The following is an 18667-nucleotide window of genomic DNA, read 5'->3' as shown; positions in this document are numbered from 1 at the left end:
GTCCGGCTGCAAAGCCGGACGGGGGGCTGGCCCCCCGCCCCGCCTGTCCCCCGTCAGAGCGTGCTGTTCATCGCGCCGCCATCGAGCAGGATGTTCTGCCCGATGATGAAGCCCGCATATTGCGAACACAGGAAGGCGCAGGCCGCGCCGAATTCCTCGGGCGTGCCATAGCGGCCGGCGGGAATGTTGGCGATGCGCTGCGCCTTGGCCTCATCCATGGTGATGCCCTGCGCCTTGGCCGCGCCGCTATCAAGCGAGGCGGCCCGATCGGTCGCGTGAAGCCCCGGAAGCAGGTTGTTGATCACCACGCCTTTCGGTGCCACCTGCCGGGCAGTTCCGGCAACAAAGCCGGTCAGCCCTGCCCGCGCCGAATTCGACAGGCCCAGAACGCCGATCGGCGCCTTGACCGACTGGCTGGTGATGTTGACCACCCGGCCCCAGCCCTGCGCCATCATGCCCGGCAGCATGGCCTGCATCAGCGCGATCGGCGTCAGCATGTTGGTATCGAGCGCCTTGATGAAATCGTCCCGGCTCCAGTCCGACCACATGCCGGGGGGCGGGCCGCCGGCGTTGGTGACCAGGATGTCCACTTGCCCGGCCGCCTCCAGCACGCGGGCGCGGCCGTCCTCGGCGGTGATGTCGGCAGCGATCGCCGTCACCTTGACGCCATGGGCCTTGCGGATCGCCTCGGCCGTCGCCTCGAGCGCATCAGCACCGCGCGCGTTCAGCACCAGATCGACGCCCGCGGCCGCCAGCGCCTCGGCGCAGCCCCGCCCCAGCCCTTTCGAGCTTGCGCAGACCAGTGCCGTCTTTCCCTTGATTCCCAGATCCATATCCCGCCCCTTTGCTGTCAATCGCCCCCATCCTGCCATGTTCATGACATGGAAAGGGCCGACGCAAGTCCTATACATGCCTGACGCCAAGGCCAACCACCTTGCCCCTTGCCAGAGACCCGCATGACTGACCCTGCCGCCCAGCCCATCGCCGCCCATATGGCCCGCGTCTTTGCCGCAGCCGATCTGTTCGTCACCTCGGGCGCCAATCTGGGTGACGGGCTGGCCGAAGCAGCCGATCTGTGCCCGGGCGATGTCTATGAGCTCGACGCGCTGGCCCAGCCGCTGCGGCTGGCGCTGGCCCGGCCGCGCGCAGGCGGTCCGCCAGCCCGCCAGCAGGTGATCGCGCCGGGATCCGATGTCGGTGCACCAGGCGATCCGGTCACCCTGTCGGCGCAGCTGACGCTGATGGCGCCCGATGGGCAAAAGGTGGACCTGCTGCTGCTGCGCCACCGCGCTGCGGGCCGCGCCAGCCAGAGCACGCTTTATGTCCTGCCGCTGACGCCGATTGCCCCGCGGGTGGAATATACCCTGCTGACGGCCGAGGATCCGCCGGACGAGTTGCGCCTGTCCGACGTGATCTGCCTGTCCTTTCACCGTGGAACCCGGATCACCCTGGCCTCGGGCGCACAACTGCCGATCGAGCAGCTGACGCCCGGCACGCGCGTTCTGACCCGCGATCATGGCCCCCAGCCCGTGCGCTGGATCGGCCGCACCACTCTGCGCGCGCGCGGATCCTTTGCGCCGGTGGTGATTTCCAGCGGCACGATGGGCAATGATGGCGATCTGATCGTCGGCCCGCATCACCGCCTGTTCCTTTACCAGCGCGAGCGGTTGCCAGGGCTGACAGTCGCCGAACTGCTGGTCCAGGCCCAGCATCTGGTCGATGACGAGACGGTGTTTCGCCGCGAAGGCGGTTACGCGGAATATTTCTCGCTGGTCTTTGACCGGCACGAGATCATCTATGCCGAAGGGATCCCGGTCGAAAGCCTGATGGTGAATGACGCGACCGTGGCGGCCCTGCCCCCCGAACTGGCCGAGGCGGTGCGCACGCAGTTGCCAGGGCTCAGCCAGAACCAGCATTTCGGGATCGAGCCGGATGAGGCCCAGATCAGCGCCCTGCGCCCCCGCACGGCCCGCCGCCCGCGCGGGCGCACGCACTAGCCGCCCCGGGGGCGTTCCATCATCAGGGTCGGATGGCCGTTATAGCGGGTCGTGCGGCCGAACACGAAGCCCAGCTTGCGCGCCACGGCCTGCGAGGCAACATGATCGGGCGAGAAGATCGCCGTGACCTTGCTTGCGGCCAGATTGGCATCCGACCAGGCCAGCGCCGCCTGCATGGCCTCGACGGCGATGCCTTGACCCTGGGCCTCGACGGCCAGAACCCAGCCGGCTTCGGGGCCGATCTCTTCGGGCGGCTGAAAGGTGCGGTGATAATCGGCAAGCCCGGCCTCGCCCAGAAAGGCGCCGGTCTGCCGGCATTCCAGCGCCCAGTAGCCAAAGCCCAGCATCTGCCAGTGCCCGGCATAGCGCAGCAGGCGCGACCAGGTGGTTTCCGGCGTGGCCGGCGTATCAAGAATGAACCGGGTGACCCGTTCGTCCCCCCACATCGCCGCCATGGCCGGAAAATCGTCAACCCGGTGCGGGCGCAGGATCAGGCGATCTGTCTCCAGCCGTGGCGCGATCATGGTGCCAGCCCCCTTTGCAACAGCCTGAGCGCATGGTCGCGGGCCGCAGCCCGCACCAATCCACGGCCAAGCGCGCCGAACTCGACCGTTTCGGTCCAGACGCCCGAGGGGCTGGCAAGCCCGAAACAGACCCGCCCTTCGGGCTTGAACTCGGACCCGCCGGGACCGGCGATCCCGGTGATCGACACGGCCAGCCCGGCGCGCGAGTGCGCCAGCGCGCCGGCGGCCATTTCGGCCGCGACCTCTTCGGACACGGCACCATGGGCGGCCAGCGTCTGGGCGCCGACGCCCAGCATATCCTGTTTTGCCGCATTGGAATAGGTGACGAAGCCGCGATCCACCACATCGGACGATCCCGGCACATCGGTCAGCGCCGCCGCCACCATGCCGCCAGTGCAGCTTTCGGCGGTGGCGATCATCACCCCGGCCTTGCGCGCCAGATCCAGCAGGCTGGCCACGTCGATGGTCATAGCATCGGCTCCACGACGCCATGATAGACCCCGGCCAGGATCATCGAGACGATCCCGGCGAACAGCCCGGCCCACAGATCGTCCAGCATCACCCCTGCCGCATCGCCGCGCCGGTCGGCCCGGCCGACCAGCCAGGGCTTCCAGATGTCGAACAGCCGGAACAGCAGGAACGGCGCCAGCCATGCCGGCCAGGCATCCAGGATCGACACCCCGTGCCGCGCCAGCGGGATGACGGTGAAGCACATCGCCAGCCACTGGCCCGTCACCTCGTCGATGACGATTTCGGACGGGTCCTTGTTCGCGCTGCCCGCAATCACCCTCGGCACGGCGATGAACCCGGCCAGCGTTGCCAGCACGAAACCCGCAGGCACCAGCCACCAGGCCCCCAGCTCATAGGCCGCCACCGCCAGCACAACGGCCGCCGCCGACCCCCAGGTTCCCGGCGCGGGCCGCAGGTGGCCGACAAAGCCGAAGGTTGCGATCACCTTCATCATGCGCGCACCAGAAGGGCGGTGGCCTGCGCCGCGATCCCCTCCTCGCGTCCGGTGAAGCCCAGCTTCTCGGATGTGGTCGCCTTGACCGAGATGCGGTCCATCTCTACCCCCATGATGGTTGCCAGCGCCGCGCGCATCGCGGCCTGATGCGGGCCGATCTTGGGCCGCTCGCAGATGATCGTCACGTCGCAATTGGCCAGAGCGTAGCCCCGCGCGCGCAAGCGGTCCATCGCGTGGCGCAGGAAGATATGGCTTTCGGCGCCTTTCCACCGGGGATCCGAGGGCGGGAAATGCACGCCGATATCGCCTTCGGCCAGCGCGCCATAGATCGCATCGGTCAGCGCATGCATCGCCACATCGGCATCGGAATGGCCCAGCAGCGCGCGGGTATGTGGCAGCTTCACCCCGCACAGCCAGACATGATCGCCGTCGGTGAAGGCGTGAACGTCAAAGCCGTTGCCCATGCGGATATCCATGGCGCGCCCTTTCCAGATACGTTCGGCCCGGTCGAAATCGGCCGGGAATGTCAGTTTCAGATTGTCCTCGTCGCCCTCGACGATGGCAACGTCAAGCCCGGCGGCGCGGGCCACCTCGACATCATCCGCTGCGCCGCCAGGATGGGCGGCATGGGCGGCGGCAATCGCGCCATAGCGAAAGGCCTGCGGTGTCTGGGCCCGGTAAAGCGCGCTGCGGTCCTGAACGCCGGCCACCAGACCGCCCTGCCCGCGCCACAGCGCATCGGTAACGGCCAGCGCCGGGGCCGCGCCCGGGTGATCGGCCAGCGCCGCGATCAGGCGGGCCACCATCGCGGGGCCGGGAAACGGGCGGGCGCCATCGTGGATCAGCACATGATCGGGCGGGTCATCCGCCAGCGCGGCCAGCCCGCTGCGCACCGAATCCTGCCGGCTGTCGCCCCCGTTCAGCGCCACGGCCTGCACGCCTGCGGGGATTTGCGGGTGATCCATGTCCTCGGGCCGAAGCACGACGACGATTCGCCCGATGCCTGCTGCCTTCAGCGCCTCCACCGCATGGTGCAGCACCGGCTTGCCCGCCAGGCTGCGCCACTGTTTCGCGACGCCCTCGCCCATCCGGGTGCCGCGCCCTGCCGCCACGATGATCGCTGCCGAGGTCATGGTGCCATTTCCTTGTTGCGTCCCCGTGCTACGCGCAAAGCACCCCTGCTGTCCATCACGGCATCTGCCCAATATTTCATCAATACACGGCCGCAAGCGCCCACTTGATCGGCATATGCGGTCACGCTATCGCGAAGACAAGTCATCGGATGGACGCGCGCCATCCTGTTGCTTACCTAGAAACCAATCGCACAAGGAACAGGCATGTGACGATCGCTCTGGCAGACCTTCGTCTGGACCCGCCGGTGTTTCTTGCACCGCTTGCGGGTATCACTGACCTTCCGTTTCGCCGCGTGGTTGCGGGTTTCGGGGCAGGACTGGTCGTGTCCGAGATGATCGCCAGCCAGGAGGTGGTCCAGGGCCGCCCGCTGGCCCGCGCCAAGGCCGAACTTGGCTTTGGCGAGGCGGCAACCTCGGTCCAGCTGGCGGGCCGCGATCCCTGGTGGCTGGCCGAGGCCGCCCGCTGGTGCGAGGGTCAGGGCGCGCGGATCATCGACATCAACATGGGCTGCCCGGCCAAGAAGGTCACATCCTCCAGCGGCAACGGCGCCTGCGGGTCGGCCCTGATGCGCGAGCCCGACCTTGCGCTGCGGCTGATCGAGGCGGTGACCGGGGCGGTTTCGGTGCCGGTGACGCTGAAGATGCGCCTTGGCTGGGACGATGACAGCCACAACGCGCCCGAGATTGCGGCCAGGGCCGAAGCGGCCGGGGTGCGCATGGTGGTCATTCACGGCCGCACGCGGTGCCAGTTCTACAAGGGGCAGGCGAACTGGGCAGCGATCCGTCCGGTGGTACAGGCGGTGTCCATCCCGGTGATCGCCAATGGCGACATTGTCGATGCCGCCAGCGCGCGCGCGGCGCTGGCCCAAAGCGGCGCGGCCGGTGTCATGGTCGGGCGCGGCGCCCAAGGCCGCCCTTGGGCGCTGGCAGAAATCGCCGCGGATCTGGTCGCAGCACCGGCCCCGCAGGTGCCCAAAGGCGCCGCGCTGGCTGATCTGGTCGAGGGGCATTATCAGGCCATGCTGGGCTTTTACGGCGCCGATCTGGGGCTGCGCGTCGCGCGCAAACACCTTGGCTGGTATCTGGACGAGGCGGGCGCCGACCCGGCCGCCCGCGCCCGCATCCTGACGCTGACCGATCCGGCCGCCGTCATCGCCGCCCTGCGCCCCGCCCTTGGCGATGCGCCGGGCCCGTCCGATGAAAGGCGCGCGGCATGATCTTGCCAGCCCCCGGCATCATCTGGGCCTCGCTGCCGATCCCGGCGGTGCTTGTCACGCCCGACAACCTGATCGACGAGATCAACCCGGCGGCGGAGCTGTTTCTCAACACCTCGGCCCGGTCGCTGCGCGGCTTGCCGGTGCTGGACGTGCTGGCCGTCGATGCCCCGCTGGACGAGGGGTTTACCCGCGTGCGGGCCAATCAGGCGGCGCTGTTCATCAATGATGTCGATGTGACCAGCGGCGAAAAGCCCCCGGTCCAGTGCACGATCCAGGTCGCCCCGCTGCAGGACGAGCCCGACACCTTGCTGCTGCTGATCTCCCCGCGCGAGCTGGCCGACCGGCTTGGGCGCGGCACCGGGGTCAAGGCGGCGGCGAAATCCGCCATCGGCATGGCCGAGATGCTGGCGCATGAAATCAAGAACCCGCTGGCCGGCATTTCCGGCGCCGCACAGCTGCTGTCGATGGGCCTGTCGGCCGAGGACCGCGAGCTGACCGACCTGATCGTCGAGGAAACCCGCCGCGTGGTGAAGCTGCTCGAACAGGTCGAGCAGTTCGGCAACACCCGCCCGCCGGAAAAGCAGCCGGTCAACCTGCATGATCTGCTGGACCGTGCGCGCCGTTCCGCCCTGGTCAGCTTTGGCAGCCACATGACCTTTGTCGAGGATTACGACCCCTCGCTGCCGCCGGCCTGGGCCGACCCCGACCAGTTGCAGCAGGTGTTCCTGAACCTGGTCAAGAATGCCTCCGAGGCGGCAGGGCCCGACGGCGGCACGATCCGGCTGCGCAGCTTTTACGACCATGGCCTGCGCCTGCGCCGGGCGGACGGCAGCGGGCCTGCGCTGCCGCTGAATGTGGAAATCATCGACGATGGTCCGGGCATCCCCCCGGAAATCGCCGGCGAGGTGTTCGAGCCCTTCGTCTCGGGGCGCACGAACGGAACGGGACTTGGCCTTGCGCTGGTCTCCAAGATCATATCCGACCATGACGGCTGGATCGCGCTTGACTCGGTGCCCGGGCGCACCGTGTTCCGCATCTCGCTGCCAATGGTTCCGAAGGAACGGAGAAAAGGCTGATGGATGGCACGGTTCTGGTCGCCGATGACGACCGCACGATCCGCACGGTGCTGACCCAGGCGCTGACGCGGGCAGGCTGCAAGGTTCACGCGACATCCTCGCTGATCACGCTTTTGCGCTGGGTCGAGGAAGGCAAGGGCGATCTGGTGATCACCGATGTCATCATGCCCGATGGCAACGGAATCGAGGCGCTGCCCAAGATCTCGCAGATGCGGCCTGGCCTGCCGGTGATCGTGATTTCGGCGCAAAACACCATCATGACGGCAATCCAGGCGACCGAGGCCGATGCCTGGGACTATCTGCCGAAACCGTTTGACCTGCCCGATCTGATGAAACGCGCCGCCCGCGCGCTGGATGCCAAGAAAAAGGCCCCCTCGCGCCCGGTCGCCGCCGCCCTTGCCCCCGCGCGCGAGATGGCCGACGATCTGCCGCTGGTCGGGCGCACTGCGGCCATGCAGGCGCTGTATCGGCTGGTCGCGCGGGTGATGAACACCGATCTGCCCGTGCTGATCACCGGCGAATCCGGCACCGGAAAATCGCTGATCGCCCGCGCGATCCACGATTTTTCCGACCGCCGCACGCAGCCCTTCGTAGTGGCCCAGGCCGCCGATCTGTCGACGCCCGAAGGGATCGCCGCGCTGAAATCGCGCGCGCGCGGCGGCACGCTGGTCTTTGACGAGGTGGCCGACTACGACGAGGAAACCCAGGCCCGGCTGGTCCGGCTGATCGACGGGCTGGGCGATGGTGCCCCGCGGCTGATGGCGACCAGCCAGGTCGATCTGAGCCGCCGGATCGAGGATGGCCGCTTCCGCCAGGATCTTTACTATCGTCTGGGGGGCGTGACGATCCCGGTGCCTGCCCTGCGCGAGCGGGTCGAGGATATCTTGCTGCTGGCCGAACATTTCCTGTCGCGCACCGGGCGCGATGGCCTGCCGCCCCGCCGCCTGTCGACCGAGGCGCGCGAGCTGATGCGCGTCTATTCCTGGCCCGGCAACGTGCGGCAGCTGGAAAATGCCATCCGCCGCCTTGCGATCACCGCCACGGGCGAGGAAATCGGTCGGCTGGATGTGGAAATGGTGCTGGGCAACCAGCCGGCGGCCGAACCCCTGCGCGGGGGCGGCGATGGCGAAAAGCTGTCGGCCTCGGTCGCGCGGCATTTGCAACGCTATTTCGATCTGCATGGTGGCGCCCTGCCCCCGCCCGGCGTCTACCAGCGCATCCTGCGCGAGGTCGAGGCCCCGCTGATCGAGATCGCTCTGGATGCGACCGGCGGAAATCAGGCCAAATGTGCCGATCTGCTGGGCATCAACCGCAATACCTTGCGCAAGAAGATCACCGATCTGGATATCCGCGTGACACGGCGCCGGAAGTTGATGTAAAACCGCAACACAGGGCGTGGCCCGGCTGCCAAGGGCCGGCCACCGCCACGAGATGTTGAGGTTTGCGCGCGGCACCGCCCCCAGACCTGTCGATGATTGCAGGCCGCACTGTGGCCGTAACGAAAGGGTTTGCGGTGCAGGGGACCGCGCTTCTGGGCTTCTGGGACCGGCTTTACAGCCTGCGCCGGTCCCGTGCGGTGCAGACCGGCGCCCGGCTGGGACTGGTCGTTCTTGGCCCGCTGCTTGCGCTGGCGACCTTTCTGTTCCTGGGACCGTTCCGCCCCGAAACTTCGCCCAGCGTGCTGCGAATCGTGCTGCTGGCCGATCTGGTCTATGTGCTGGTGGTGGCGGCGCTGGTGCTGGCCACCGTCATGCGCGTGCTTGCGGCGCGGCGCGCCCAAAGTTCGGGCTCGCGCCTGCACCTGCGGCTGTCGGGTCTGTTCGCGGCCGTGGCGCTGGTGCCCACGGTGCTGGTCGCGATCTTTGCCGTCCTGACCATCAACGTCGGGATGGAGGGCTGGTTTTCCGACCGCGTGCGCAATGTGGTCGGCGCCTCGCGTGCGGCGGCCGAGGCCTATGAGTTCGAGCAGCGCCGCGATCTGACCACCGATGCCGAGGCACTGGCGGGGCGCATCAGCCTGGCCTATCAGGCGGGCCTCGTGGGCGATGATGGCGAGATGCGCCAGATGCTGACCGCCGAACAGGCCCAGGTTCAGCGCGGCCTGCGCGAGGCCTTCGTGATCGACGGCACCGGAGAGATCCGCGCGCGGGGCGAGCGGTCCTATCTGTTCGATTTCGAAAAGCCCGAGGCGGCCGATCTGGCCCGCGCCGCGACCGGCGAGACGGTGGTGATCCGCGACTGGGCGAACAACGAATTTCGCGCGCTGATCGCGCTGCGCGCCTATCCGGACCGGCTGCTCTATGTCAGCCGCACGGTTGACGGATCCATCCTGCAGCTGCTGGACGAGACGCAGGAAAGCGTGCGGCTTTACACCCAGCTTGAGGCGGATCGCGGCACGCAGCTGTTCCAGTTCGGCCTGCTGTATCTGGGCTTTGCACTGATCCTGATCCTGGCTGCGGTCTGGATGGGGCTGTGGATCGCCGAACGCCTGGCGCAGCCGGTGGGCGATCTGGCAGGGGCCGTGGCCCGTGTGGGGCAAGGCGATTTCGACGTGCGGGTCAAACCTGCCGACACCGGGGATGAAATTGCAACGCTGGGGCAGGCCTTCAACCGCATGACGCGCCAGCTCAAGGGCCAGCGCGATGCGCTGGTCGCCGGCCACCGCGAGACCGAGGTGCAGCGCCGGCTGTTCGATTCCGTGCTGTCCTCTGTCACTGCGGGGGTGATCGGCCTTGATGCCGACGGACAGGTGGTGTTTCTCAACCGCTCGGCCCGTCGCCTTCTGGACCTGGCCTCGGACGGGGCGGATGCGGGCCAGCCGCTGGTGCTGGTGGTGCCCGAATTCTCGCATCTGCTGGACCGCGCCCGCGACAGCGGTCAGGCCGCGCAAGAGGAAATCCGCCTGACCCGCAAGGGCCGGATGGAAAGCCTGCTGGTGCGCATTGCCGCCCGCGCCTCGGAAGATGGCGCGCGCGAGGGGTTCGTGGTCGCCTTCGACGATGTGACCGAACTGGTCAGCGCGCAGCGCATGGCCGCCTGGGGCGATGTCGCCCGCCGCATCGCACATGAAATCAAGAACCCGCTGACCCCGATCCAGCTGTCGGCCGAACGGATCCGCCGCCGCTTTGGCCCGCGTCTGGCCGAGGAAGACCACGAGGCGCTGGAAAACCTGGTCGATGTGATCGTCCGCCAGACAGGCGACCTGCGCCGGATCGTCGACGAGTTTTCCAAATTCGCCCGGATGCCCGAACCCGAAACCCGGGACGAAGATTTCGTCAAGCTGGTGCGCGACGCCGTGCTGCTGCAAGAGGCCGGTCAGCCCGATGTGACCTTTGCAACCGACCTGCCCACAGGTCCGATGGTGCTGGCACTGGACGCCACGATGATCGGCCAGGCATTGACAAACCTGTTGAAGAACGCCGGCGAAGCCATTGAAACGCTGAAGGAACGCGGCGCACCCGATGGACATGTGCCGGAAATTCGCGTGACGCTGAGCACCGAGGGCGCATCGGCCGTGCTGCGCATCGCCGACAATGGCATCGGCCTGCCCGAAGACCGCGCCCGCCTGTTCGAGCCCTATGTCACCACGCGCGACAAGGGCACCGGGCTGGGCCTGCCCATCGTTCGCAAGATCATCGAGGAACACGGCGGCACGCTGGCACTGCTGGATGGGCCGGTATTTGGCGGCGCGGGCCGCCCCGGCGCGATGGCAGAGATCCACCTGCCGCTGGCGTCACCCGCACCCGCCCGCCGGGCGCGCAAGGGACAGTAAGGGGGAACATCATGTCCGATATCCTGATCGTGGACGACGAGCGCGACATTCGCGAGCTGATTTCCGACATCCTCAAGGACGAGGGCTATTCCACCCGGCTGGCTGCCAATTCCGACGAGTGCATGGAGGCGGTGAACACCGAACCGCCCGCGCTGATGATCCTGGACATCTGGCTGAAAGACAGCCGGATGGACGGCATCGACATTCTGAAAACCATCAAGCGCGACAATCCCGGCATTCCGGTCGTCATCATCTCGGGCCATGGCAATATCGAACTGGCGGTCGCGGCGATCAAGCAAGGCGCCTATGACTTCATCGAAAAGCCCTTCAACATCGACCAGCTGATGGTCGTGGTGGGCCGGGCGATGGAAACCAGCCGCCTGCGGCGCGAGAATGTGGAACTGCGGCGGCGCGATCTGACCACCTCGGATCTGATCGGCACATCGGCCGCCTTCCGCGGGCTGAAATCGCAGCTCGACAAGGTGACGAAATCGAATGGCCGCGTCATGCTGACCGGCCCGTCTGGCGCGGGCAAAGAGGTTGCGGCCCGCTATATCCACGCCAATTCCAACCGGGCTGCGGCGCCTTTCGTGTCGGTCTCGGCCGCAACCATCGAACCCGATCGGATGGAAGAGGTGCTGTTCGGCCGCGAAACGCCCGGGCGCGGGGTGGACAAGGGGCTGCTGGAACAGGCCCATGGCGGCGTTGTCTATCTGGACGAGGTGGCCGACATGCCCCCTGGCACCCAGTCGAAAATCCTGCGGGTGCTGGTCGACCAGACTTTCCTGCGCGTTGGCGGCACCGACAAGGTGCGGGTGGATCTGCGGGTCATCTCCTCGACCACGCGCGATCTGAGGACCGAGATTTCGGCCGGCCGGTTCCGGCAGGAACTCTATGACCGGCTGAACGTCGTGCCGATTGCCGTTCCCGGCCTGACCGAACGGCGCGAGGATATTCCCCTGCTGGCCCGCCATTTCATCGACGGATTCCACAAGGCGCAGGGCCTGCCGCTGCGCGAGATCGGATCCGAGGCCGAGGCAATGCTGCAGACCATGACCTGGCCCGGCAACGTGCGCCAGCTGCGCAACCTGATCGAGCGGGTGCTGATCCTGGGCGAAAGCGCCGAGCCGATCGGCGTGCGCGAATTGCAAGGCGAATCCGAGCCGGGCAGTGACGAAGGGCGGCTGGTGCTGGGCGGCCAGCTGGCCACCCTGCCCCTGCGCGAGGCGCGCGAGCTGTTCGAGCGGGAATATCTGCTGACCCAGATCCAGCGCTTTGGCGGCAATATCAGCCGCACCGCGAATTTCGTCGGGATGGAGCGCAGCGCCCTCCATCGCAAGCTGAAATCGCTGGGCGTCGTCACCGGCAAGGGCAAGGACGACGAATAGCCTCAGTCGGTGCGGTCCTGCGAAAACGCATAGGCCCCGCAGCCGATCGCGATGACCACGGCGAAAAAGCCGAACAGCGCGCCATAGGCCGCCACCGGCTCGCCCCCCGCCGATGCAGCAGTGAACACCCGCCCCGAGGCCACCTGCATCAGCCCGACGCCGCCGATGCCGAACAGGTTCAGAACGGTCACGCCGCGCCCCACCAGATGCGGCGGAAAGAACGCCCGCCCATGTGCCATCATCAGCGGGAAGGACATGCCAAAGAACCCGACCGCCGCAATCAGCGCGACCGCCGCCCACCAGCCCGGTGCCGGCGCCAGCCACAAGAGCGCCAAAGCCGCCGCGCCGCACAGATTGCCGATCAGATTGGGCCATTTGCGCGACCCGAACAGCCGGTCCATCGGGCCATAGGCAAAGTTGCCCGCGACCATGGCAAAGCCCATGATCAGCGTCACGGTGCCGATCTGCGCCGCGCTGGCCGCCATCACATCGCTGAAATAGGGGCCGACCCACAGCCCGCGGATTGCCGCCGACGGGGCATAGCCGGCCGCCATCAGGATGAAGATCGCCCAGATCGACGGGTTGCGCAGCACCTGCCCCATCCCGCCCTGCCCTTCTGCGGCAGGCACCACAGGCGGATCCTGAATGAACCGCCACATGGCCAGCGCCACCACCAGCGTCACCACGGCCAGCGCCGCCACCGTCTCGCGCCAGCCAAAGGCCTCGACCGCCAGCGACAGCGGCAGCGCGGCGCCCAGATTGCCCAGGTTGCCCACCCCGATCAACAGCCCCGCGAGCGTTCCGAACACCGCCGGCGAATAGGTCCGCGCAAAGATGTAGAACGACGACATCAGCACGGGCGAGCATCCCACACCGATGAGCGCCATCGCCGCGACAATCGCCCCCGGCCCCTGCGCCATGGCAAACAGCGCCGTCCCGCCTGCCCCGGCCAGCCCCAGAATGCTGGCCACCGTGCGGCGTGGCCCGATCCGGTCCAGCGCAATGCCGACGGGGATCTGCATGGCGGCAAAGACCAGGAACCACAGCCCCGAGGCATCGGCCAGTTGCGCCGGGCTGGCGCCCAGATCGCTTTGCAACACTGGCGCCAGAACGGCCAGAAACGCCCGGTAGAACTGGCTGAGCACATAGCCCACCACCAGCGCCGCAATCCCCAGTTTCATGCGATCCTCCCTGATCCCGGCGCGACTTTGGCGGCGGGACCGGGAAGATGCAAGGGCACCCGTCAGTGGCCGTTCTTCGCCAGCCAGTCCTTCATCCAGGCGATTTCAGCCTCTTGCGCGGCGATCACGCCTTCGGCCAGCTTGCGCACCTCGGGGTCCGACCCGTGGTCCAGCACGATGCGCGCCATGGCGACCGCGCCTTCGTGATGCGGGATCATGCCGCGGATGAAATCGACATCGGCATTGCCGGTGAACTCGATATCCATGCCGCCATGCATCCGGGCATTGGCCTCGCGAAAGGCCTGGACGGCCGCGCTGTCGGACGGGCTGGCCATGTGGCCGGAATGGCCGACATGCTGGGCCGCCACCGGACCGGCGGCCGCAAGGAACATCAGCGCAAGAGTGGTGGTTCTGATCGACATGACAAGGGTCTCCTTCCACGGCTGCCCTGCAGGCTTCCTGCAACGGGAAGGCAAGTCACGAAACCGTCAGCCCCGCGCCTCGGCCAGCGCCTCGGGCAAGGCGGCGGCGAACAGATCCAGATCCGCCCCGGTGCCGCAGCTGACCCGGATGCAGCGATCATGCGGGGCGACAAAGGGCATCCGCACAAAGATCCCGCGCCGCCCCAGCGCCTGCACCACCGCCCGCGCCAAGGCGCCATCGCCGCCACAATCCATCGTCACGAAATTGGTGGCCGAAGGCAGCGGCTCCAGCCCGCTTTCCCGCGCAATCGCGGCCAGCCGCTCGCGCGAGGCCGCAACCTTGGCCCGCACCTCGTCCAGCCAGCCCTGGTCTTGCAACGCCGCCAGCGCCCCGGCCTGCGCGATGCGGCCCATGCCGAAATGGTTGCGCACCTTGTCAAAGGCCGAAATCAGCCCCGGCGCCGCCAGCGCATAGCCCACCCGCAGCCCGGCCAGCCCATGCCCCTTGGAAAAGGTCCGCAGCCGGATCACCCGGGGATCATCGGCCGCCACCTCGGCTGCCGTCCCCTCGGGGGCCAGTTCCACATAGGCCTCGTCCAGCGCCAGCAGGCAGCCCTCGGGCAAGGCCTCGATCATCGCCTCGATCGCCGCGCGGCCATGCCAGCTGGCCATCGGATTGTCAGGATTGGCAATATAGACCAGCTTGGCCCCGACCTCGGCCGCCTTGGCCACCAGCGCCGCCGGATCCTCGTGGTTCCCGGCATAGGGCACCTTGTGCAGCACCCCGCCAAAGCCCGCGACATGGAAATTGAACGTCGGATAGGCCCCGTCCGAGGTGACGACCGCATCCCCCGGCGCGATCAGCAGCCGCACCAGATTGCCAAGGATCCCGTCAATCCCCTCGCCCACCAGCACATGGGCACGCGTCACGCCATGATGGGCCGCAATCGCCTCGCGCAGCTCATAGGCCTCGGGGTCGCCATACATCCAGGCCTCGCCTGCAGCTGCGGACATCGCGGCCACCGCCCGGGGCGACGGGCCAAAGCGGCTTTCATTCGCGCCCAGCCGGGCGGCAAACCCCGCCCCCCGCGCCCGCTCCTGCGCCTCGGGTCCCACAAAGGGCACCGACGAGGGCAACCCTGCCACCAGTTCCGTATATCGCGGCCCCATCAGCCCTCTCCCCGTGCTTTGCCTTTTCAGAAATACCCTCGGGTGGTTCTCAGGAGGGCAGACCGCCCTCCTGAGCGGGGGGCGCGGGGGGCTGGCCCCCCGCCTTGCGCCCGCCGCCACCCTTCCAGCGCCGATGCACCCAGAACCACTGCCCCGGATGCTGGCGCACCAGCGCCTCGAGCGAATCGTTCAGCGCCTGGGTCATCGCCTCGGGCGTCGAATGCGGGATCGGCGCCTCGACCACGATCTCGAACCCCAACCCGTCCGGCTGGCGAATGCCATAGGTCGGCACCAGCAGCGCATCGTATTTCAGCGCAAGTTCCGCCGCCGACAGCGCCGTCAGCGCCTCGACGCCAAAGAACCCCAGCGGGGCGCCATGGCTCATGTTGTGATCGACCAGCATCCCCAGCATCTTGCCAGCCCGCAGATGCCGCACCATTGCCGCCAGCCCCGGCTTGCCACGCGGAAAGATGGGCGATGCAATGGCCGAGATCGCCGCCTCGTAATGCGCGTTGAAGGCCGCGTTCTTCATCGGCATATACAGCGAGCCGATCGGGAACCCACGCGCCGACAGCGCCGCGCGGCTGGCATCGTAATTGCCAAAATGCCCTGTCACCAGGATCACTGGCCGCCTCGCGGCATGGGCTGCATCCAGCGCCGCCACCCCCGGCCCCGTCGGCGCCGTGGCCGCCGCGCGGGCAATGAACTCGGGGCCCGAATAGATCTCGATCACCGTGCGGCCCACATTGTCGGGCACCTCGCGGCACAGCCTTCGCACCTCGGCCTCGGGCAGATCGGGCCAGACCAGCGCCAGATTGGCCCGGATCCGTCGGTGCCAGCCAGCCAGCGGCGCCACCACACGCGACACCAGCCAGCCAAACAGCGGCACCCGAACACGATAGGGCAAGGCCAGCGCCAGGCCGATCAGGCCGCGCATGACCGCATTTTCCGCCCTATGCTTCAGACTGACCTGCATTGCCCTCTGCCGCCCGCGCCGCGCGGGTTTCGCGGTGCCAGACATAAAGTCCCGCCAGCACGATCACAAGCGCACCAAGGCCGGTCATCGCATCGGGCACCTCGCCAAAGAACAGAAAGCCCCACAGCGTCGCAAAGAGCAGCCCCGTATAGCTGAAGGGCGCAATGGCCGAGGCCTCGGCCAGCGAAAAGGCCCGGATCATGCACAGCTGCGCTGCCGCCCCCAGCAGCCCCACCGCAGCAAACGGCAACCAATGTTCCATCGCCACCGGCTCCCAGTGAAACGGCACGATGGCCGAGGTGATCGCCGTGCCCACCAGCGCGGTATAGATCAGCGAGGTCCAGACCGGCTCGGTCGCGCCCAGCTTGCGCGTCACCAGCGCATAGCCCGAATAACAGACCGCCGTCCCCAGCGGCAGCAGCGCCGCCCAGCTGAACACCCCAAGGCCGGGCCGGATGATGATCAGCGCCCCGACCAGCGAGACAAACACCCCCGCCAGCCGCCGCGGCCCCAGCCGCTCGCCCAGGAACAGAGCCGCCCCCAGCGTGATCAGCACCGGATTGAGATCGGCAATCGCGGTGGCCTCGGCCAGACCGATCTGACCAAGGGCTGCAAAGAAACAGGCCGTCGCCCCGAACTGGAACACAGACCGCAGCATATGCGCCCCAAGGTTGCGCGTGCGCATCAACGGCAACAGGCGCGGCGCCAGCAGCACCAGCACGATCACCGTCTGCCCGGTATAGCGCGACCATACCACCTGCAGCGGCGAGTAATGCTGGGTCATCCATTTGGCCAGCGTGTCCATGACCGTGAAGATCAGCACGGCGCCCAGCATCAGCCCGATGGCGGTTCCGGTCTGGTTCGCGCCCTTCATGACCGACCCTTCGGATCAGGGGCCGACAAGGGCTCTGGCGGGGCGCTGGAAAACGGCATGCAACACTCCTTGTCGGCAACCCGGTCTTCCTAGCGACAACCAGGGCGGGCCGAAAGGCGTATTCGCACATGCCCTTGCATCACCCTGACCTTGCACAAGGTCTGTGACGGACGGCTTGCCAGATGGGCCCGCGCAGCCTAACCTTTGGACTCAAGGGGGAATTTGACAGATCATCACGTTTCGGATGCACCTTTGATGACGCACTGGATGGCCTGAGTGCGCCTGGCCACCGGGTCTTGCGTGCCTGTTCTGGCACCCAGCCCGCATTGCCCCGATCCCGGGCGATCATGACCATGAACAAGGATTTTGCGATTTTGAAGACGACATGGATTTGCGCCACCTTGCTTGCCGCCGGTCTTGCCGCTTCCCAGCCGGCCAGCGCCCAGGACTTCACCATGCCGATCAAGCCGAATGACGGCTGGCACATGTCCACGATCACCTATCACGGTGCTGGACAGATCGCCCTGATCTTCAAGCCTGTCGCCTGGCAAGGGCGTGTCGGGCTGTGCGGCGTCGCGGTGCCCGATGGCAATGCGGTCGTGCGGCTGATCCACGCGACGATCCAGGACACGCGTTTCACGCTTGGCTCGAAACAGCTGATCCCGGATGCTGATCATTTTCGAGTGTTGAAACCGACGATCGGCAAGGACATTATCGGAACACAGGCGGGATGCACGCTGACCAGGGTGCCTGCCAGCCCTGACCTCTTGCGCCAGCCGATGAAAGCCGAACTTCGCAAGGGGTACGTTCAGGATTGAACAGCCGCGCCGGATCCGCGAACCGGCGCGGCACCGATTGGACAAGGTCGCACAGAGATGTCGAACATCATCGCACAGCCCCGATCCCGCGCCGCACGCTGGCTTCTGGTTCTTGGCCTTGCCTGGGCCCAGCCGGCCGCGGCCCAGGATTTCACCGTTGCCTTCAAGCCCAATGACGGCTGGTCGATCTTTACCGCCGATCTGATCGGCCGCGGAGAAATCTCGCTGGTGCTCAAGCCTGTCGCCCGTCAGGGCCGTGTGGGCATCTGCGGCTTTGTCCTGCCCCAGCCGGGCCGCAATGCCGTCGTGGAATTCATCTACGACACGATCCAGAACACACGAATCCGCCTGGGGCCGACCGAGCTGATCCCGGACGCCGACCATTTCCCCGTGGTGCGCCTTGCGCCGGGTGCAGCCATTCCGCCTGTGACGGCCGGATGCACCTTGACCCATGTGCCCGCCACCGCCGAAATCATGCAAAAGCCCCTGATCACCGAAGCACGCAGGGGCTTTCTGGTCGAATGACCTGCACGCTCGCGCGGGCCTAAAGCCCCCGCGCCAGCGCGGCAACGCCGGTGCGCGCAATCTCGCGCAGGCCCAGCGGGCGCATCAGCTCGGCAAAGGCGTCGATCTTTTCCGGCGCGCCGGTCATCTCGAACACAAAGCTTTCCAGCGTGCTGTCCACCACATTGGCGCGGAAAATCTCGGCCAGGCGCAGCGCCTCGATCCGGTGATCGCCCTTGCCCGCCACCTTCAGCAGCGCAAGCTCCCGTTCCACCGAAGGGCCGTCGACCGTCAGGTCGTGCACCTCGTGCACCGGCACCATCCGCGCCAGCTGCGCCTTGATCTGGTCGATCACCTGGGGCGTGCCGCGCGTGACGATGGTGATCCGGCTGCGGTGCCCGGTGTGGTCCACCTCGGCCACGGTGAGGCTGTCGATATTGTAGCCCCGGCCGGAAAACAGCCCGATGACGCGCGCCAGCACACCGGATTCGTTGTCCACGATCACGGCCAGCGTATGGCTCTCGATCACCTCGGTATAGGGATCGCGCAGGTCATAGGCGGAATGGCTGGTCGAGCCTTGCTTGATATTCAGCGGCGACATGTCGTCCCCTTCATCTGTCCAGAAATATCCTGCGGGGGTCCGGGGGTGCA

General features: G+C 67.3%; 19 protein-coding genes. 8 read left to right on the top strand and 11 right to left on the bottom strand.

All coding sequences use genetic code 11. The features are described 5' to 3' along the window. Positions 1-53: 53 nt before the first annotated feature. Positions 54-833: an SDR family oxidoreductase gene (locus G481_RS0101795; RefSeq protein ID WP_028028481.1), complete on the bottom strand. Its 780-nt coding sequence runs from the start codon at positions 831-833 to the stop codon at positions 54-56. A gap of 123 nt (positions 834-956) precedes the next feature. On the opposite strand from G481_RS0101795, the gene G481_RS22565 reads away from it, so the two are divergent. Further along, positions 957-1997, top strand: a complete 1041-nt coding sequence (locus G481_RS22565) for a Hint domain-containing protein (RefSeq protein ID WP_084450578.1) — start codon at positions 957-959, stop codon at positions 1995-1997. Here G481_RS22565 and G481_RS0101785 read toward each other — a convergent pair. From G481_RS0101785 to G481_RS0101770, 4 genes are read right to left on the bottom strand one after another with little or no spacing between them, the layout of a single operon-like run. Next, entirely contained in the window at positions 1994-2521 is a 528-nt protein-coding gene (locus G481_RS0101785; protein WP_028028480.1) for a GNAT family N-acetyltransferase, read from the bottom strand. The genes G481_RS22565 and G481_RS0101785 overlap by 4 nt on opposite strands. Further along, positions 2518-2991, bottom strand: coding sequence for a CinA family protein (locus tag G481_RS0101780; protein WP_028028479.1), 474 nt, complete (start codon positions 2989-2991; stop codon positions 2518-2520). The genes G481_RS0101785 and G481_RS0101780 overlap by 4 nt, the downstream gene beginning before the upstream one ends. Further along, on the bottom strand, positions 2988-3485 hold the full coding sequence (locus G481_RS0101775) for a phosphatidylglycerophosphatase A family protein (RefSeq protein WP_211235171.1): 498 nt from the start codon (positions 3483-3485) through the stop codon (positions 2988-2990). Before G481_RS0101775 ends, G481_RS0101780 begins: the two co-directional genes overlap by 4 nt. Next, positions 3482-4618, bottom strand: coding sequence for a bifunctional 2-C-methyl-D-erythritol 4-phosphate cytidylyltransferase/2-C-methyl-D-erythritol 2,4-cyclodiphosphate synthase (locus G481_RS0101770; protein WP_028028477.1), 1137 nt, complete (start codon positions 4616-4618; stop codon positions 3482-3484). Before G481_RS0101770 ends, G481_RS0101775 begins: the two co-directional genes overlap by 4 nt. A gap of 206 nt (positions 4619-4824) precedes the next feature. Here G481_RS0101770 and dusB point away from each other — a divergent pair, with 206 nt between their 5' ends. The 5 genes from dusB to ntrX all read left to right on the top strand — a co-directional run bounded on the left by dusB (position 4825) and on the right by ntrX (position 12071). Beyond that, positions 4825-5835 carry a tRNA dihydrouridine synthase DusB gene (dusB, locus tag G481_RS0101765; protein WP_028028476.1) on the top strand — a complete coding sequence of 337 codons (1011 nt, stop codon included), beginning with the start codon at positions 4825-4827 and terminating at the stop codon, positions 5833-5835. After that, on the top strand, positions 5832-6911 hold the full coding sequence (locus G481_RS0101760) for a two-component system sensor histidine kinase NtrB (RefSeq protein WP_028028475.1): 1080 nt from the start codon (positions 5832-5834) through the stop codon (positions 6909-6911). Before dusB ends, G481_RS0101760 begins: the two co-directional genes overlap by 4 nt. Next, on the top strand, positions 6911-8290 hold the full coding sequence (locus G481_RS0101755) for a sigma-54-dependent Fis family transcriptional regulator (protein ID WP_028028474.1): 1380 nt from the start codon (positions 6911-6913) through the stop codon (positions 8288-8290). Before G481_RS0101760 ends, G481_RS0101755 begins: the two co-directional genes overlap by 1 nt. Before the next feature lie 134 nt (positions 8291-8424). Then, positions 8425-10683 (top strand): sensor histidine kinase NtrY-like, encoded by a 2259-nt coding sequence (locus G481_RS0101750; RefSeq protein ID WP_028028473.1) that lies wholly within the window; start codon positions 8425-8427, stop codon positions 10681-10683. Positions 10684-10694: 11 nt separating this feature from the next. Beyond that, positions 10695-12071: a nitrogen assimilation response regulator NtrX gene (gene ntrX, locus G481_RS0101745; protein ID WP_028028472.1), complete on the top strand. Its 1377-nt coding sequence runs from the start codon at positions 10695-10697 to the stop codon at positions 12069-12071. Between the two features lie 2 nt (positions 12072-12073). Here the strand turns inward: ntrX and G481_RS0101740 are convergent, their stop codons facing one another. From G481_RS0101740 to G481_RS22555, 5 genes are all read right to left on the bottom strand, one after another. Further along, positions 12074-13252 (bottom strand): MFS transporter, encoded by a 1179-nt coding sequence (locus tag G481_RS0101740; protein ID WP_028028471.1) that lies wholly within the window; start codon positions 13250-13252, stop codon positions 12074-12076. A 62-nt stretch (positions 13253-13314) separates the two neighbouring features. Further along, on the bottom strand, positions 13315-13674 hold the full coding sequence (copM, locus tag G481_RS0101735; protein WP_028028470.1) for a CopM family metallochaperone: 360 nt from the start codon (positions 13672-13674) through the stop codon (positions 13315-13317). 66 nt (positions 13675-13740) lie between these two features. Then, positions 13741-14847 (bottom strand): pyridoxal phosphate-dependent aminotransferase, encoded by a 1107-nt coding sequence (locus G481_RS0101730; protein ID WP_028028469.1) that lies wholly within the window; start codon positions 14845-14847, stop codon positions 13741-13743. Between the two features lie 46 nt (positions 14848-14893). After that, on the bottom strand, positions 14894-15781 hold the full coding sequence (locus G481_RS22560; RefSeq protein WP_245594906.1) for a lysophospholipid acyltransferase family protein: 888 nt from the start codon (positions 15779-15781) through the stop codon (positions 14894-14896). Between the two features lie 16 nt (positions 15782-15797). Continuing rightward, positions 15798-16694, bottom strand: coding sequence for a DMT family transporter (locus G481_RS22555; protein ID WP_035024774.1), 897 nt, complete (start codon positions 16692-16694; stop codon positions 15798-15800). Positions 16695-16876: 182 nt separating this feature from the next. On the opposite strand from G481_RS22555, the gene G481_RS0101715 reads away from it, so the two are divergent. Beyond that, positions 16877-17512, top strand: coding sequence for a hypothetical protein (locus G481_RS0101715; protein WP_154664495.1), 636 nt, complete (start codon positions 16877-16879; stop codon positions 17510-17512). A gap of 57 nt (positions 17513-17569) precedes the next feature. Then, entirely contained in the window at positions 17570-18037 is a 468-nt protein-coding gene (locus G481_RS0101710) for a hypothetical protein (RefSeq protein WP_028028467.1), read from the top strand. Between the two features lie 19 nt (positions 18038-18056). Here the strand turns inward: G481_RS0101710 and ilvN are convergent, their stop codons facing one another. Next, on the bottom strand, positions 18057-18617 hold the full coding sequence (gene ilvN / locus G481_RS0101705) for an acetolactate synthase small subunit (protein WP_028028466.1): 561 nt from the start codon (positions 18615-18617) through the stop codon (positions 18057-18059). Positions 18618-18667 lie beyond the last annotated feature (50 nt).

Source organism: Gemmobacter nectariphilus DSM 15620 (assembly GCF_000429765.1).
Lineage (GTDB): Bacteria > Pseudomonadota > Alphaproteobacteria > Rhodobacterales > Rhodobacteraceae > Wagnerdoeblera > Wagnerdoeblera nectariphila.
Note: the sequence above shows the minus strand (reverse complement) of the source record. Positions and strands in the feature narration are given on the sequence as shown.

What these genes read in the sequence shown, in the direction of transcription:
- ntrX (WP_028028472.1), top strand. Translation starts at nt 10,695, where the DNA reads ATGTCCGATATCCTGATCGTGGACGACGAGCGCGACATTCGCGAGCTG.
- G481_RS0101770 (WP_028028477.1), bottom strand. Translation starts at nt 4,618, where the DNA reads ATGACCTCGGCAGCGATCATCGTGGCGGCAGGGCGCGGCACCCGGATG.
- G481_RS0101775 (WP_211235171.1), bottom strand. Translation starts at nt 3,485, where the DNA reads ATGATGAAGGTGATCGCAACCTTCGGCTTTGTCGGCCACCTGCGGCCC.
- G481_RS0101715 (WP_154664495.1), top strand. Translation starts at nt 16,877, where the DNA reads ATGGGCCCGCGCAGCCTAACCTTTGGACTCAAGGGGGAATTTGACAGA.
- G481_RS22555 (WP_035024774.1), bottom strand. Translation starts at nt 16,694, where the DNA reads ATGAAGGGCGCGAACCAGACCGGAACCGCCATCGGGCTGATGCTGGGC.
- G481_RS0101710 (WP_028028467.1), top strand. Translation starts at nt 17,570, where the DNA reads ATGTCGAACATCATCGCACAGCCCCGATCCCGCGCCGCACGCTGGCTT.
- G481_RS0101780 (WP_028028479.1), bottom strand. Translation starts at nt 2,991, where the DNA reads ATGACCATCGACGTGGCCAGCCTGCTGGATCTGGCGCGCAAGGCCGGG.
- G481_RS22560 (WP_245594906.1), bottom strand. Translation starts at nt 15,781, where the DNA reads ATGCGCGGCCTGATCGGCCTGGCGCTGGCCTTGCCCTATCGTGTTCGG.
- G481_RS0101795 (WP_028028481.1), bottom strand. Translation starts at nt 833, where the DNA reads ATGGATCTGGGAATCAAGGGAAAGACGGCACTGGTCTGCGCAAGCTCG.
- G481_RS0101740 (WP_028028471.1), bottom strand. Translation starts at nt 13,252, where the DNA reads ATGAAACTGGGGATTGCGGCGCTGGTGGTGGGCTATGTGCTCAGCCAG.
- G481_RS22565 (WP_084450578.1), top strand. Translation starts at nt 957, where the DNA reads ATGACTGACCCTGCCGCCCAGCCCATCGCCGCCCATATGGCCCGCGTC.
- ilvN (WP_028028466.1), bottom strand. Translation starts at nt 18,617, where the DNA reads ATGTCGCCGCTGAATATCAAGCAAGGCTCGACCAGCCATTCCGCCTAT.
- copM (WP_028028470.1), bottom strand. Translation starts at nt 13,674, where the DNA reads ATGTCGATCAGAACCACCACTCTTGCGCTGATGTTCCTTGCGGCCGCC.
- G481_RS0101760 (WP_028028475.1), top strand. Translation starts at nt 5,832, where the DNA reads ATGATCTTGCCAGCCCCCGGCATCATCTGGGCCTCGCTGCCGATCCCG.
- G481_RS0101785 (WP_028028480.1), bottom strand. Translation starts at nt 2,521, where the DNA reads ATGATCGCGCCACGGCTGGAGACAGATCGCCTGATCCTGCGCCCGCAC.
- G481_RS0101755 (WP_028028474.1), top strand. Translation starts at nt 6,911, where the DNA reads ATGGATGGCACGGTTCTGGTCGCCGATGACGACCGCACGATCCGCACG.